A 13,157-nucleotide genomic window follows, 5' to 3' on the forward strand; every position below is an offset into this window, starting at 1 on the left:
GGAGCCCGCCCCATGCGCCTCACCCCTACCCTGCTGCTCAGTGCCCTGCTGCCCCTGTTCGCTGGCTGCCAGTTACTGGCTGAGCAGCCCCGTGACCCGAACATCGGCACCACGCGCATGCAGGGCGAACTGAGCGCCAATGGCGGCCGCCTGTTGTTCAAGCCCTGCAGCGAAGCACGCCGCTTCGTGATCAATGACGTCGCCGGCACCGGCATCCTGCCGGAGGCCGCCAACCTGGCCAAGGACGCCAACGCCAAGTTGTTCGCCGACGTGCGCGGTCGCCTCACTGGCGCCAAGCAGGCCGACAACGACGGCCAGCTGGAGGTCAGCCGCCTGTACCGCCTGGAACCCTCCACCCGCGCTTGCGACGACCCCAACTTCAAGCAGCTGACCCTGCGCGCCAACGGCCATGAACCGGACTGGGACATCAAGGCCAGCGGCAAGGGCATGGTCATCGAGCGAATCGGCCAGCCCCCCCTACCCTTGCCGTTCCTGGAAGAAGAAGTACCCGGTGGTGGCTTGACCCTGACCAGCGAAGCCAACGGCCAGCACGTGGAACTGTGGGTCGCTCCGCAGCGCTGTGCAGATATCGCCACTGGCGCCATCCACCACCTGCGCGCCGAACTGCGCATCGACGGCAAGACCTTGCAGGGCTGTGCTTACTACGGCGGCGCACGCGACAACTGATCACCGGGCGTTTTTATCCTGCCAGTAGGGGCAGCGAACAGCTTATACTTGGCGGTTTGTGTAAAGCCGCCGGCCGCCCATGGCCGGGATACTGGACCCTGCCATGCTACGAATCACCGAACTGAAGCTGCCCCTGGACCATCCTGACGAAGCGTTGCGCGAAGCCATCGTCCAGCGCCTGGGCATCCGCGACGAGCAACTGCTCAGCTTCAACCTGTTCAAGCGCAGCTACGATGCGCGCAAGAAGAACAGCGAACTGCTGTTCATCTACACCATCGACCTGGAAGCCAGCAACGAGGCCGAGCTGCTCAGCAAGTTCGCTGATGATCGCAACATCGGCCCTGCGCCAGATGTCACCTACAAGTTCGTCGGCCAGGCCCCGGCAGGCCTGCAGGAGCGCCCGATCGTGGTCGGTTTCGGCCCGTGCGGCATCTTTGCCGGCCTGTTGCTGGCACAGATGGGCTTCAAGCCGATCATCCTCGAACGCGGCAAGGAAGTTCGCCAGCGCACCAAGGACACCTGGGGTCTGTGGCGTAAAAGCGTACTCAACCCTGAGTCCAACGTGCAGTTCGGTGAAGGCGGCGCCGGCACCTTCTCCGACGGCAAGCTCTACAGCCAGATCAAGGACCCGCAACACCACGGCCGTAAAGTGCTGGAAGAATTCGTCAAGGCCGGTGCGCCGGACGAAATCCTGTACATCAACAAGCCGCACATCGGCACCTTCCGCCTCACCGGCATGGTCGAACAGATGCGCCAGGACATGATCGCCCTGGGAGCCGAAGTGCGCTTCCAGGAGAAGGTCACCGACCTGTTGATCGAAGATGGCCAACTGACCGGTGTCGTGCTTGAAAGCGGCGAACAACTGCACTCTCGCCATGTGGTATTGGCCCTGGGCCACAGCGCCCGTGACACCTTCCGCATGTTGCACGCCAAAGGTGTCTACATGGAAGCCAAGCCGTTCTCGGTGGGCTTCCGTATCGAGCACCCGCAAACGCTGATCGACAAGGCGCGCCTGGGTAAGTACGCCGGCCACCCGAAACTGGGTGCCGCCGACTACAAGCTGGTTTACCACGCCAGCAACGGCCGCTCGGTATACAGCTTCTGCATGTGTCCGGGTGGCACCGTGGTCGCGGCCACCAGCGAGCCAGGCCGAGTCGTCACCAACGGCATGAGCCAGTATTCGCGTAACGAGCGCAACGCCAACTCCGGCATCGTCGTCGGCATCGATCCCGAGCGCGACTACCCGGGTGGCCCGCTGGCCGGTATCGAACTGCAGGAGCGCCTGGAGGCGCACGCCTATGTAATGGGCGGTAGCAACTACCAGGCCCCAGCGCAACTGGTGGGCGACTTTGTCGCCGGCCGCCCCTCCACCGCTCTGGGCAGCGTCGAGCCGTCCTACAAGCCGGGCGTGACCTTGGGCGACCTGGCGCCGAGCCTGCCGGACTTCGCCATCGAGGCGATCCGTGAGGCACTGCCAGCGTTCGACCGACAGATCAAGGGCTATAACCTGCATGATGCGGTGTTGACCGGGATCGAGACGCGCACCTCGTCGCCACTGCGGATTACCCGGGGTGAGGATTACCAGAGCCTGAACCTCAAGGGGCTGTTCCCGGCGGGTGAAGGGGCCGGGTATGCGGGCGGGATCCTGTCAGCCGGTGTGGATGGCATTCGCATCGCCGAGGCGGTGGCGCGGGATATGCTCGGCCTCTGATTCTTTATCGAATGACAGGGCCTCTTCGCGGGTGACCCCGCTCCTGCACGGAACAGTGGTCTCCCCCGCAGGGGCGGATTTCCCCAAGGCCTGCTGGCAACAACATATAACAAAAACGAATATGGTTTTTGTTTTAAGGAACATCGTCACAGGCTAGGGTGTACGCCCGTACCCTTCCTAAACTGCTCATGGAGGGCCTATAGCCCGTGCGTAGCCTGCTTACCCGTTTCTTCCAACTGGAAGCCGCCAGCGGCCTGCTGCTGATCGCTGCCGCCGTTCTGGCCCTGGTCATCAACAACTCGCCACTGTCCTACCTGTACAGCGGCTTGCTCGACGTACCCGTCGCCGTCCAGATCGGCGCGCTGAACATCGCCAAGCCATTGCTGCTGTGGATCAACGACGGCCTGATGGCCCTGTTCTTCCTGCTCATCGGCCTGGAAGTCAAACGCGAGGTGGTCGACGGCCACCTGTCCAAGCCCTCACAAGTGATCCTGCCTGCCACCGCAGCCGTGGGCGGCATGGTGGTGCCAGCGCTGATCTACTGGTTCATCAACCGTGACAACCCCGCAGCCGTGGCCGGCTGGGCAATCCCTACCGCCACCGACATCGCCTTCGCCCTCGGTGTCCTGGCCCTGCTCGGCAAGCGCGTACCGGTGTCACTGAAGTTGTTCCTGATGACCCTGGCGATCATCGACGACCTGGGTGCAATCATTGTGATCGCCCTGTTCTACTCCGGCACCCTGTCGAGTGTGTCACTGCTGCTGGCTGCGGCCTGTCTGGTGGTGCTGGTGGCGATGAACCGGCTTGGCGTGGTCAAGCTTGGACCCTACATGATCGTTGGCCTGATCCTGTGGGTCTGCGTACTCAAGAGTGGTGTGCATGCCACCTTGGCCGGTGTCGCCCTGGCCTTTTGCATTCCGCTGCGTACACGCCATGCTGAATCGTCGCCTCTGCTGGCGCTGGAACACGCCCTGCACCCTTGGGTGGCCTATGCCATCCTGCCACTTTTCGCCTTCGCCAATGCCGGCGTTTCACTGACAGGCATGACCGTAGATAGCTTCACCCACCCAGTGCCGATGGGCATCACGGTCGGCCTGTTGCTGGGCAAGACCGTGGGGGTTTTCGGCCTGACCTGGGTGGCGGTCAAGCTGCGCCTGGCCTCGCTGCCTGCAGGTGCTGGTTGGGGGCAAATACTGGGGGTGGCGATACTCTGTGGCATTGGCTTCACCATGAGCCTGTTCGTAGGCTCGCTCGCCTTCGCCCCGGGTAGCAGTGATTACGCGGGCATGGACCGCATGGGTATTCTGACTGGCTCGTTCTTTGCCGCAGTGATCGGCTACGCCGTCACCGCGATGGCCAGCCGCAAAACCAGCGTTGCCTGACTTGACTGAAGCATAAGAAAAACCCCGACTGGCAGCAGCCATGTCGGGGTTTTTATTACTGCACTACGGTCAGTGCGAAACGCGACTGGTACCGTCTACAGTCATGATGCGCACTCGGTCGCCAACACGGAAGATTTCGTTCTCCTGCACGGCCTGCACATAGGCGCGCATGCTGCCATCATCTTCACGAACGGTAATTTCGACACCTTGGGTACGAGTCAGGCCTTCTTCTGCTGCGGAACCCGCCAAGCCACCGGCCACGGCACCGATCACGGCAGCCACGATGCTGCCACGGCCACCGCCCACGGCGCTGCCGGCTACACCGCCCACGATGGCACCAGCACCGCCGCCAATCGGGGTCTTGGTGCCCTCGATCTTGACCGGACGCAGGGATTCGATGGTGCCCATACGCACGGTTTGCACGCGGCGGGCTTCGTCACGGGAGTAGCTGTCACCGGTCAGGCTCGAGGCACAGCCCCCCAGCAGCAGCGACATGGTGGTAAAGGTCGCCACCAGCAAAGCGGATTTACGCATGGGTAAAGTCTCCATAAGTCAGGTGCTCATTAGACGCTGCACATTGACGGCTGTCACGGTACAAACGTAATAAAATTGTTTTCATTCAGCCGGGGTACAGCCTGCCGGGCTGTGTCGAAGGCCTTTCAAGTGAGACCAAGAATAGCCATGGATTACTTCATCGTCGTGGTCACCACCGTTACGGGACTGTATTTTCACTGGTGGCTGTATGTGCGCATGCGCCGCTGGATGGACCGTGACCTGGCCTTGTCGCTGGCAGGGGCTGATCCTGAAAAACGCGCGTTCATGCTTGAAAGGTTGGCGCAGGCGCGGCAGGAGAAGGTAGGGCGTAAGCAACTACCGGGGTGGTTGGAGCGCGAGGCGGCGGGATATCCGGGGTAACTTGATCGATGGCTGGGGCCGCTTGGCAGCCCCAGTTACTCAGGGTGCCAGCCGCTCTCGCAGCCACTGCCCATCCACCAGCCGATAGTTCAACCGGTCATGCAGGCGGCTTGCGCGCCCCTGCCAGAACTCGATGCGCTCGGGCAACAAACGGTATCCCCCCCAATGCTCAGGGCAATGCGGCTGGGTGTCGGAGAAACGCGCTTCAGTGGCCTTTACCAGGCCCTCCAGTTCCTCACGCCCGGCAATCACGCGGCTCTGTGGCGAGGCCCAGGCCCCCAGACGGCTGCCCAGCGGGCGGACCTGGTAGTAGGCATCCGACTCCTGCGCCGTAACCTTCTGCACCCGACCTTCAATGCGTACCTGACGTTCCAGCGCCGGCCAGAAGAAGGTCATGGCCGCAAAGGGGTTGGCTTGCAGTTGCTGGCCTTTGGCGCTGTCGTAGTTGGTGAAGAAAGTGAACCCCTGCTCGTCGAGCCCCTTCAACAGCAATACACGGCAATGCGGGCGACCTTCGCCGTCCACGGTGGCCAAGGTCATGGCGTTGGCTTCCACCGGTACCTGCTCGGTTTTCACCGCATCGGCGAACCACTGGTGGAACAGGGCAAACGGCTCCCCCGGTGCCTGGGCTTCGGTCAGTCCATCACGGGTGTAGTCGCGGCGCATATCGGCCAGGGATTGGGTCATGACTGCGGTTCCTTGACGATCAGTTGGTCTTCGCAGGGCTGTTGGCAGCTACTTTCTTGTCAACGGCAGCTTTCTTGGCAGCAGGCTTGGCTGGCGCAGCTTTTTTCTTGGCTGCAGTCTTCGCTGGTGTTTTGGCCTTGGCTACAGGTTTCTTCGCCGCAGCCTTGGCGACCGGCTTGCTGCCAGCAGCCTTGGCATCCTGCACGGCCACCATCGAGGCCGGGGCGGGTGCCGGGGCGGCCTGCTGGTATTTGGCCAGGAGTGCAACCATGGTGTTCTGCGGGGTCAGCAACATTTCCACGCGGCGGTTCAGGGAGCGCCCCTCGGCGCTGTCGTTGGCAGCGCGCGGCATCATCGAGCCCATACCCTTGAGGGTCAGGCGGTCACGCTGCAGGCCGCTGAGGCGGAAGATGGCCGATACCGAAGCGGCGCGCTCCAGGCTGAGCTTCTGGTTGGCAACGGCGGCACCGCTGCTGTCGGCATGGCCCAGCACCAGCACGGCAGTCTTGGGGTCGCCTTCGACAGTCTTGGCGACACGGGTGATCGGGCCCAGGGACAGGGGCAGCAGCATGTTCGGGCGATCACGATTGTATGAGCTGTCTACCGGCAGGGTTACCGCCAGCACATTGTCGCGACGCTCCAGCTCCAGCTTGCTGTCCTTGATCGCTTCACGCAGCTTGGGCTCGTATTCGTCCAGCCAGGCCTGGGTAGCCTTCTGATCAATCTTCGGCACCACCGGCCCCTTGGCTTGCTCGTCGTCACCGCCAAACGGCCACCACCAGCGGCTGGCGCTTTCGGATTTGGCATCGGCTTTGGCCACGGTTTCAGTAACGGCTGACTTCACTTCCTGCTCGGCAACCTTTTCCGAACCGAAAGGCCACCAGCTGGAACCACCTACCTTGGAGCCATCCGGGGAGTGGCTGGCGCAGCCGGTAACGGCGGTCAGGCACAGGGCGAGTGCTAAGGTTTTATGTGAAGACATCAGCGATACACCATGAAATAGAAAGATATTTTGCCCAGGGACTTCAGGCCTTGGCATTGAGGATAGTCAAAGGGGTGTGGCAATACCCGCATTACCCGATCAAAGGCAAGTGGCAAGAACGCGCACCAGTTTCTGGGCCCGTGGGTCCATCAGCACATAAGGGCCTAGGGTATTGACCACAAAACCGAAGGCCACATCGTGCTCCGGGTCGGCAAAACCGACCGAGCCACCGGCACCGGGGTGGCCAAAGGCGCGGGCGCCAAGACCAAAGGTGGCATTCGCCACATCGGGCTGGTCGAGCATGCAGCCCAGGCCGAAACGGGTCTGAGTGAGCAAGGTACGATCCTGGCCGAGGCTATGCTCGCGGGTCAGCTCATCGAGCAGTTCGGATTCAAGCAGGCTGCCGTCCAGCAGCCCGGCATAGAACCCCGCCAGGCTGCGTGCGTTGCCATGGCCATTGGCCGCTGGCTGCTGCATGCGTCGCCATTCCGGTTTGTTGGTGCTGGTCAGTATCGCGGGCGGGTTGGTAAAGGCGCGGGTCGACAGTGCCTCAGGCTCGCGCATGGTCACCTGCAGCAAGCGTTGCGCTGCGGCATCTCCAGCGTTGCCCTTGCCACGGGCAATATGCGCCACGCGGTGGAACTCTTCGTCGGCCAGGCCAACATGGAAATCCAGCCCCAACGGGCGGGCGGTACGGGCCACGATCGAGTCGCCAGGGCCACGGCCGTCGGCACGGCGGATCAGCTCGCCGATCAGCCAGCCATAGGTGATGGCGGCATAGCCGTGTTCTGTGCCTGGCGTCCACCACGGAGTCTCGGCGGCCAGGGCATCGACCATGACCTGCCAGTCATACAAAGCTTCGGCCGGCAGCAGCTCACGAATGGCCGGCAAGCCGGCACGGTGGCTGAGCAACTGGCGCAAAGTGATCGACTGCTTACCCGCCTGGGCAAACTCGGGCCAGTAGTTGGCCACCGGGGTATCGAGGGCCAGCTTGCCCTCGCCGACCAGTTGCAGGGCGGTAACGGCCGCGAAGGTCTTGGTGCAAGAGAACAAGTTGGCGATGGTATCGCTGTGCCAGGCCTGCTGGCCGTCCTTGTCGGCACAGCCGGCCCACAGGTCAACGACGGTTTCGCCACCCACCTGGATGCACAGCGCGGCGCCACGCTCCTGGGGATCATCGAACAGCGCGGCAAAGGCTTCGCGCACGGCTTCGAACTTCAGCTCATAGTGACCCTGGATCTGCACCCGCTGCTCTCCGTACGACCATATCCAAAAAGGTGTGCATTGTTTCAGTAGTTGGGCGTTTTGCAAACTGGCTTGGACCAAGTGGTCGCGACACAAAGCCACTCCCACGTAAGATGACTGCACCAGCCTGACTTCAGGGGGCCGGTCTTTCCAGCTCGGCACGCAGCTGGCTCATGGTGTGCAGGTTACTTTTGCGCACGGCATCGACAAACCCTGGATAGGGCATGTCGGTAATCGCCACCAGCCCGAGGTGGCCGTTCTCACCATCGAGCAGGCGACCGCTGGCCGGTTGGTCGAGGTACTGGAACCAGTGCGCGCCAACGATCATCGGCTGCGCCAGGGCCGCCTTGAGGAAGTTTGCGTAGGCCGGGCCGCGATCCTCTTCCCGCGCCAGCTCCAATGGCCCCGGCCAGAACGGCCCGCGATCACGCGAGCCGAACTGGAACTCGGACACGAGCACCGGCTTGTCCAGCTCCGCCAGGCGGGCAAAGTCGTAGCCGTCCTGTGGCTTGAGGGTATAGAAGTTGAAGCTCAGTACATCGCAGAACTCGGCACAGGCCTTGACCGCCTCCGGTGTACTGACCGCATAGCGACCACCCAGGAGCATGTGATTGGGCGCATGCCACTTCAACGAATCGGAAATGGTCTTGAAGTAGGTCTCGGCAAATACCCGCTGGAAGTGTTGGTAGTCACGCTCGATTTCCGGGTGCTCCGGGTTAGGCAACGGCGCCTCGAAGCCAGGATCCTCCATTAGCTCCCAGGCGGTCAGTTCGATCCCCCAGGCCTTGGACAACCCCTCCTGGTTGCGATACTTGTCGCGCAGCTGCTTGAGAAACGCGCGTTTGGCTGGCACGTCGGTGGTCAGGCGCAAGGTACCGTAGGCCAGGCCATAACGGGCCTGGGGATCGCTTCCGGGGGCAGCCCAGGCCAGTTCGTTGTCCGCGAAGTAGCCGATCAACCAAGGGTCGTCGCGGTGATCGCGAGCGGCGATGGCCACCGCACGTTCGGTGGCCATGGCAAATCGCGGGTCGAACGGGTCGGGCATACGCCCCCACCAATCCATGCCAGTGCTGATGCTGGCATAGTCGCCCACGATCGACAGCGGCAAGGTATACGGCATGCGTCTGGCCTGGCCAAGGGCCGGCTCGCTCCAGTTGCCAACGGTGTTGAACCCCCAGGCCAGAAGCCGGTCAAGCGCGTGCGCCTGCCAGCGGTCGGCATCCAGCACCGGCAGTGCGCAGTTGGCTGGCTGGCCCTCCACTGCGGGCGGACAGGGTTTGCCATAAGTACGCTGCAGGTTGGCGGCGTAGAAGTCGAACCAACGCCCCTGCTTGAAATTGCGCCCCTGCGACGAGGCATTGCCATCGTCGTTGTTGCTTTCGCCATAGAACCCGGCCAGTGCATCGCCCTCGGCGGGCAGGGCCTTGAACATGCCTTCGCGCCCGGCGACATACGTACGCCCACCGTCTGCCGCCACGGCGTTCACCCCCAGCGAATAGAACGGGTGCCCATCCGGCGTTATCAGGTACCAGCGGCCATCACGCTTTTCAGTGCGAAAGAAGCCCTTGGCTGCAAAGGCCGGCCCGCCCACCAGGCCACCGTAAGCGTCCAGCTGCTGCTTGCTGCGCTCCGCCAACCAACCCTTGAGCTGTTGCTGTTCACGGGTATCGGCCGCCTTGAGCTGCTCGTCACTGGATACCTTCTCGGGCCAGTTCCCGCGAGTCGACTGGCCATAGGCATCAATCAGCTCGTGATAGGCCGCCCTGTACGCCTGGTCGTCATCCTGGATACCGACACGCTCGATCAACAGGCTCTGCGCCACCTTGGGGCTGGGGATGCTCAGGCTGACCGAGGTCACCTGCTTGAGGTCGACTGCACCGGCACTGCTGGTCAAAAGGAGGCGCTGACCACCGTGGGTCCACGGCATCGGCGGGCCGGCGCGCATGCCCTGGTCCAGCGGCGAACTGGCTGTCAGCGGCACCATCACCGTTTGCGCGGGGCCTGCGGGCAGGTCGATACGGCTGGTCAAGGTGCCGCCATCGCTGCCTTGCACCGTGACATCCACGGTCAATGCCCAATCCATGGCACTTTGCAGGCGCAAGGTCAGGAACTGCCCGGCGGACCAGTCCCACACCCCGCTCTGCGGGCTCAGGCGCAGGGTGGGCTGCTGCGCCGGGTTGAACACCACACGCCGCAACACCTCGCCCTCGGCCGTTTGTTCCGCGTTGTACTGCGGCATGCCGGCATTCACGGTCGCCACATTGACCACCGAGGCCGGGCGCACGAAGCTGAACAGCGTTTGCTGCTCGGCCAGCAAGGGCGAACTGCACAACAAGGCGAAGACGGCGGGCACGGTACGGCGGATCATAAGGCGAGGGCTCTCCTTCAGGGCCCTGATGGGCCCAAGACTGAGTAATGGACAATGCGCCGGCGCAAGTGCTCGGCGGTCAGGAAATTTCCCGCCGGAACGGCGGCAGCGCATTGAGAATAGCCTTGCCGTAGCGCTGGGTGACCAAGCGCCGGTCAAGCAAGGTGATAACGCCGCGATCCTGCTCGGTACGCAGGAGGCGACCGCAGGCCTGGATCAGCTTCAACGAGGCGTCGGGCACGGCAATTTCCATGAACGGGTTGCCGCCACGTGCCTCGATCCACTCGGCCAGCGCAGCTTCGACCGGGTCATCGGGCACAGCGAAGGGAATCTTGGCGATGACCACGTGTTCGCAATACGCACCCGGCAGGTCGACGCCTTCGGCAAAGCTGGCCAAGCCAAACAGCACGCTGTGCTGGCCATCGTCGACCCGCGCCTTGTGCTTGTTCAGGGTTTCCTGCTTTGAAAGGTTACCCTGGATGAGCACCAGCTTGCGCCAGTCACGGTCCAGACCGTCAAACACATCCTGCATCTGCTTGCGTGACGAGAACAACACCAGCGCGCCACGGGCATCTTCGACAATGTTCGGTAGCTCGCGGATGATCGCTGCAGTGTGCGCCGCAGCATCGCGGGGGTCGGCCTTCAGGTCGGGGACCCGCAAAAGACCGGCATCGCCATGCACAAACGGGCTGGGCACCACACAAGTGACGGCATCGCGCGGCAACCCCGAACGCATGCGGAAACGGTCGAACTTGCCCAGCGCGGTCAGCGTCGCCGAGGTCACCAGCGCACCGTGCGCCACGCTCCACAGGCTGCGCCGCAGCATTTCTGCGGCGAGGATGGGGCTGGCGTTGACTTCGATGTCGAACAGCGCGCCACTCTCGGCCAAGGTCAGCCAGCGCGCCATGGGCGGGCTGTCTTCCGGGTCTTCGGCAGTGAAGGCCGTCCACAGCTCCCAGTTGCCCTGGGCACGGGTGACCAGGCTGCCGAACAGCGGATACCACTCTTCGGCCTGATGGCTGGCGATGCCGATGTTGACCTCACCGTCCATGCCCTCCTTGAGCAGGTCAGCCAGGCGGGTGAACAGATCGTTGAGGCGGGCAAAGCCCTTTTTCAGTTCGATGCCCACTTCGCGAATCTGCTCCGGCACCACCCCACCCTCGAAACGGTAACGCGGGCGTTCACGGCCTTCGGTGTCCTCGCTGGGACGGAAGTCGGCTACCTGTTCACAAAGGGTGAACATGAACTGCTGCTGGGTGCGTACTTCCCGCGCCAGCTCCGGCACCTGCTCGATGTACTTGCCCAGGTCGCCGGGCAGCGGATGCTGGGCCAGCAATTTGGTCAGGTTCTTGGCGGTCTGTTCCAGCCAGTCGGCGGTGGAACGCAGCCGCGAATAATGGGCGAAATGGCCGATGGCCTTGTCTGGCAGATGATGGCCTTCGTCGAACACGTACATGGTATCGCGCGGGTCGGGTAACACCGCACCGCCACCCAGGGCCAGGTCGGCCAGGACCATGTCGTGGTTGGTGACGATCACATCGACCTTGCCCATGCCTTCGCGAGCCTTGTAGAACACGCACTGCTGGAAGTTGGGGCAGTGGCGGCCGGTGCACTGGCTGTGGTCGGTGGTCAGCCGTGCCCAGTCCTGGTCTTCCAGGGCCTCTGGCCAGCTGTCACGGTCACCGTCCCAGCGGTTGCCGGCAAGCTTCTCGATCATGCTGTTGAACAACTTCTGGCTGCGCTCGTCGACTTCGATACGGAAGCCTTCTTCTTCGAACAGTTGAGCCGTGGCGGACTGGGCGTGGCCTTCCTGCAGCAAGATGTCGAGCTTGGACAGGCACAGATAGCGGCCACGGCCCTTGGCCAGGGCGAAGCTGAAGTTGAGGCCGCTGCTGCGCATCAGGTCGGGCAGGTCCTTGAAGACGATCTGCTCCTGCAGGGCCACGGTGGCCGTGGCGATCACCAGGCGTTTGCCCGCGGCCTTGGCAGCCGGGATGGCAGCCAGGCTGTAGGCTACCGTCTTGCCGGTACCGGTGCCCGCTTCCACGGCCACCACCGCAGGCTCGCCAGCGCGGCGGCCTTCATCGTCGCAGGCAATGTCGCCAAGTACCTTGGCCACTTCGGCGATCATCAGGCGCTGGCCATAGCGCGGCTTGAGGCTCTTGGCTTCGAGAAAACGCGAATAGGCGCCCTGGATAGTGGCTTTGAGTTCGTTGCTGATCATGGTCTGCAGGCGCCCGGAGGGCTGGATATATTTTCAGTGTTTCGCATGGGGCGGCTATCATACCCCGCTATTGCCCTTTCTGCCGCATGGAGATCCGAATGCTCGCCTTTGCACTGCCCTACACACTGCATGTTCTGGCCGCCCTGGTATGGGTCGGCGGCATGTTCTTCGCCTGGCTGGTGCTGCGCCCGGCAACGGTTGCAGCCCTGGAAGGGCCTGCCCGCCTGCGCTTGTGGGTGGAAGTTTTCCGACGCTTCTTCGGCTGGGTCTGGCTGGCGGTGGCGATTTTGGCGATAAGTGGTATCGGCATGTTGCACATGCGCTTCAGCGGTTTCGAGACAGCACCCAGGTACGTACACGTGATGATCGGTGGCGGGATCGCCATGCTTGCCTTGTTCATGCGCATTCAGGCGTTGCTGCTGCCGGAATTGAAGGCAGCAGTGCAGGCCGAGGACTGGCCGACAGGGGCGGCGGTACTGGGGCGCATTCGGCGGATGGTGGGGGTCAATCTGCTGCTGGGGCTGGCCGTGGTTGCGGTGGCCAGTTCGCGGCTGGTGATCTGACAGGTTCTGCGCGCAACCAGTAGCGAAACCGGTGCCACGGTGGATGTCACCGGCGTTGCCGGTGTTCGCGGGCAAGCCCCACAAGGGATCGCGGTGAGAATCACAGCCACTGCTGCTCACTTCACCCGCGGCGCCTCGCGCACACGGGGAATGGACATGACATGGAAGATCCCCGTCAACAGGATTTGCAACCGGTCAAACCAACGGTGACTGCGCCCGCGCAGGCTGCGATTGAAGAACAGCACTTCAAGCAAGTGCAGACCCAACAAGACGATGCCTGCGGCATTGATCAGCAGATTGAAGGGCAAAGGTTGTGGCATCAGCTGATTGAACAACAACACCCCCCAGAAAGCGACCGTCAGGACCTTGCCCAGACCCAGGATGAACTTCATA

General features: G+C 62.9%; 12 protein-coding genes. 5 read left to right on the forward strand and 7 right to left on the reverse strand.

Annotated features, from left to right (window positions below; translation table 11 throughout):
* Nucleotides 1–12: 12 nt before the first annotated feature.
* The 3 genes from ACF8GF_RS23245 (at nucleotide 13) to nhaA (ending at nucleotide 3,780) form a co-directional block, all read left to right on the forward strand.
* Nucleotides 13–687 carry a COG3650 family protein gene (locus tag ACF8GF_RS23245; RefSeq protein WP_084850151.1) on the forward strand — a complete coding sequence of 225 codons (675 nt, stop codon included), beginning with the start codon at nucleotides 13–15 and terminating at the stop codon, nucleotides 685–687.
* Nucleotides 688–790: 103 nt separating this feature from the next.
* Complete coding sequence (locus ACF8GF_RS23250) at nucleotides 791–2,398, forward strand: NAD(P)/FAD-dependent oxidoreductase (protein WP_176685315.1); 1,608 nt, start codon at nucleotides 791–793, stop codon at nucleotides 2,396–2,398.
* A gap of 206 nt (nucleotides 2,399–2,604) precedes the next feature.
* Nucleotides 2,605–3,780 carry a Na+/H+ antiporter NhaA gene (gene nhaA / locus ACF8GF_RS23255; RefSeq protein WP_176685316.1) on the forward strand — a complete coding sequence of 392 codons (1,176 nt, stop codon included), beginning with the start codon at nucleotides 2,605–2,607 and terminating at the stop codon, nucleotides 3,778–3,780.
* Between the two features lie 69 nt (nucleotides 3,781–3,849).
* On the opposite strand, the gene ACF8GF_RS23260 is transcribed toward nhaA, so the two are convergent.
* Nucleotides 3,850–4,314 carry a glycine zipper 2TM domain-containing protein gene (locus ACF8GF_RS23260; RefSeq protein WP_009684613.1) on the reverse strand — a complete coding sequence of 155 codons (465 nt, stop codon included), beginning with the start codon at nucleotides 4,312–4,314 and terminating at the stop codon, nucleotides 3,850–3,852.
* A gap of 147 nt (nucleotides 4,315–4,461) precedes the next feature.
* On the opposite strand from ACF8GF_RS23260, the gene ACF8GF_RS23265 reads away from it, so the two are divergent.
* Complete coding sequence (locus tag ACF8GF_RS23265; RefSeq protein WP_176685317.1) at nucleotides 4,462–4,695, forward strand: hypothetical protein; 234 nt, start codon at nucleotides 4,462–4,464, stop codon at nucleotides 4,693–4,695.
* A 39-nt stretch (nucleotides 4,696–4,734) separates the two neighbouring features.
* On the opposite strand, the gene pdxH is transcribed toward ACF8GF_RS23265, so the two are convergent.
* From pdxH to dinG, 5 genes are all read right to left on the reverse strand, one after another.
* Nucleotides 4,735–5,382, reverse strand: a complete 648-nt coding sequence (gene pdxH, locus ACF8GF_RS23270) for a pyridoxamine 5'-phosphate oxidase (RefSeq protein ID WP_176685318.1) — start codon at nucleotides 5,380–5,382, stop codon at nucleotides 4,735–4,737.
* 19 nt (nucleotides 5,383–5,401) lie between these two features.
* Nucleotides 5,402–6,364: an OmpA family protein gene (locus ACF8GF_RS23275; protein WP_176685319.1), complete on the reverse strand. Its 963-nt coding sequence runs from the start codon at nucleotides 6,362–6,364 to the stop codon at nucleotides 5,402–5,404.
* A 99-nt stretch (nucleotides 6,365–6,463) separates the two neighbouring features.
* Nucleotides 6,464–7,609 carry a serine hydrolase domain-containing protein gene (locus ACF8GF_RS23280; protein WP_176685320.1) on the reverse strand — a complete coding sequence of 382 codons (1,146 nt, stop codon included), beginning with the start codon at nucleotides 7,607–7,609 and terminating at the stop codon, nucleotides 6,464–6,466.
* A gap of 133 nt (nucleotides 7,610–7,742) precedes the next feature.
* Nucleotides 7,743–9,977 carry a beta-galactosidase gene (locus ACF8GF_RS23285; protein ID WP_176685321.1) on the reverse strand — a complete coding sequence of 745 codons (2,235 nt, stop codon included), beginning with the start codon at nucleotides 9,975–9,977 and terminating at the stop codon, nucleotides 7,743–7,745.
* A 79-nt stretch (nucleotides 9,978–10,056) separates the two neighbouring features.
* A complete protein-coding gene (dinG, locus tag ACF8GF_RS23290; protein ID WP_274148987.1) occupies nucleotides 10,057–12,201 on the reverse strand; it encodes an ATP-dependent DNA helicase DinG in 2,145 nt (714 codons plus the stop codon).
* Nucleotides 12,202–12,299: 98 nt separating this feature from the next.
* Between dinG and ACF8GF_RS23295 the strand changes: the two genes are divergently transcribed.
* Nucleotides 12,300–12,764, forward strand: coding sequence for a CopD family protein (locus ACF8GF_RS23295; RefSeq protein WP_020191313.1), 465 nt, complete (start codon nucleotides 12,300–12,302; stop codon nucleotides 12,762–12,764).
* A 116-nt stretch (nucleotides 12,765–12,880) separates the two neighbouring features.
* Here ACF8GF_RS23295 and ACF8GF_RS23300 read toward each other — a convergent pair whose 3' ends face one another.
* Nucleotides 12,881–13,156: a DUF1145 domain-containing protein gene (locus tag ACF8GF_RS23300; RefSeq protein ID WP_176685323.1), complete on the reverse strand. Its 276-nt coding sequence runs from the start codon at nucleotides 13,154–13,156 to the stop codon at nucleotides 12,881–12,883.
* Nucleotide 13,157: the final 1 nt, after the last annotated feature.

Source organism: Pseudomonas sp. yb_5, from assembly GCF_043103865.1.
Lineage (GTDB): Bacteria > Pseudomonadota > Gammaproteobacteria > Pseudomonadales > Pseudomonadaceae > Aquipseudomonas > Aquipseudomonas putida_Y.

Coding starts and splice junctions, on each gene's coding strand:
- ACF8GF_RS23250 (WP_176685315.1), top strand. CDS start 791: ATGCTACGAATCACCGAACTGAAGCTGCCCCTGGACCATCCTGACGAA.
- dinG (WP_274148987.1), bottom strand. CDS start 12,201: ATGATCAGCAACGAACTCAAAGCCACTATCCAGGGCGCCTATTCGCGT.
- ACF8GF_RS23260 (WP_009684613.1), bottom strand. CDS start 4,314: ATGCGTAAATCCGCTTTGCTGGTGGCGACCTTTACCACCATGTCGCTG.
- ACF8GF_RS23275 (WP_176685319.1), bottom strand. CDS start 6,364: ATGTCTTCACATAAAACCTTAGCACTCGCCCTGTGCCTGACCGCCGTT.
- ACF8GF_RS23285 (WP_176685321.1), bottom strand. CDS start 9,977: ATGATCCGCCGTACCGTGCCCGCCGTCTTCGCCTTGTTGTGCAGTTCG.
- ACF8GF_RS23300 (WP_176685323.1), bottom strand. CDS start 13,156: ATGAAGTTCATCCTGGGTCTGGGCAAGGTCCTGACGGTCGCTTTCTGG.
- ACF8GF_RS23295 (WP_020191313.1), top strand. CDS start 12,300: ATGCTCGCCTTTGCACTGCCCTACACACTGCATGTTCTGGCCGCCCTG.
- ACF8GF_RS23245 (WP_084850151.1), top strand. CDS start 13: ATGCGCCTCACCCCTACCCTGCTGCTCAGTGCCCTGCTGCCCCTGTTC.
- ACF8GF_RS23265 (WP_176685317.1), top strand. CDS start 4,462: ATGGATTACTTCATCGTCGTGGTCACCACCGTTACGGGACTGTATTTT.
- pdxH (WP_176685318.1), bottom strand. CDS start 5,382: ATGACCCAATCCCTGGCCGATATGCGCCGCGACTACACCCGTGATGGA.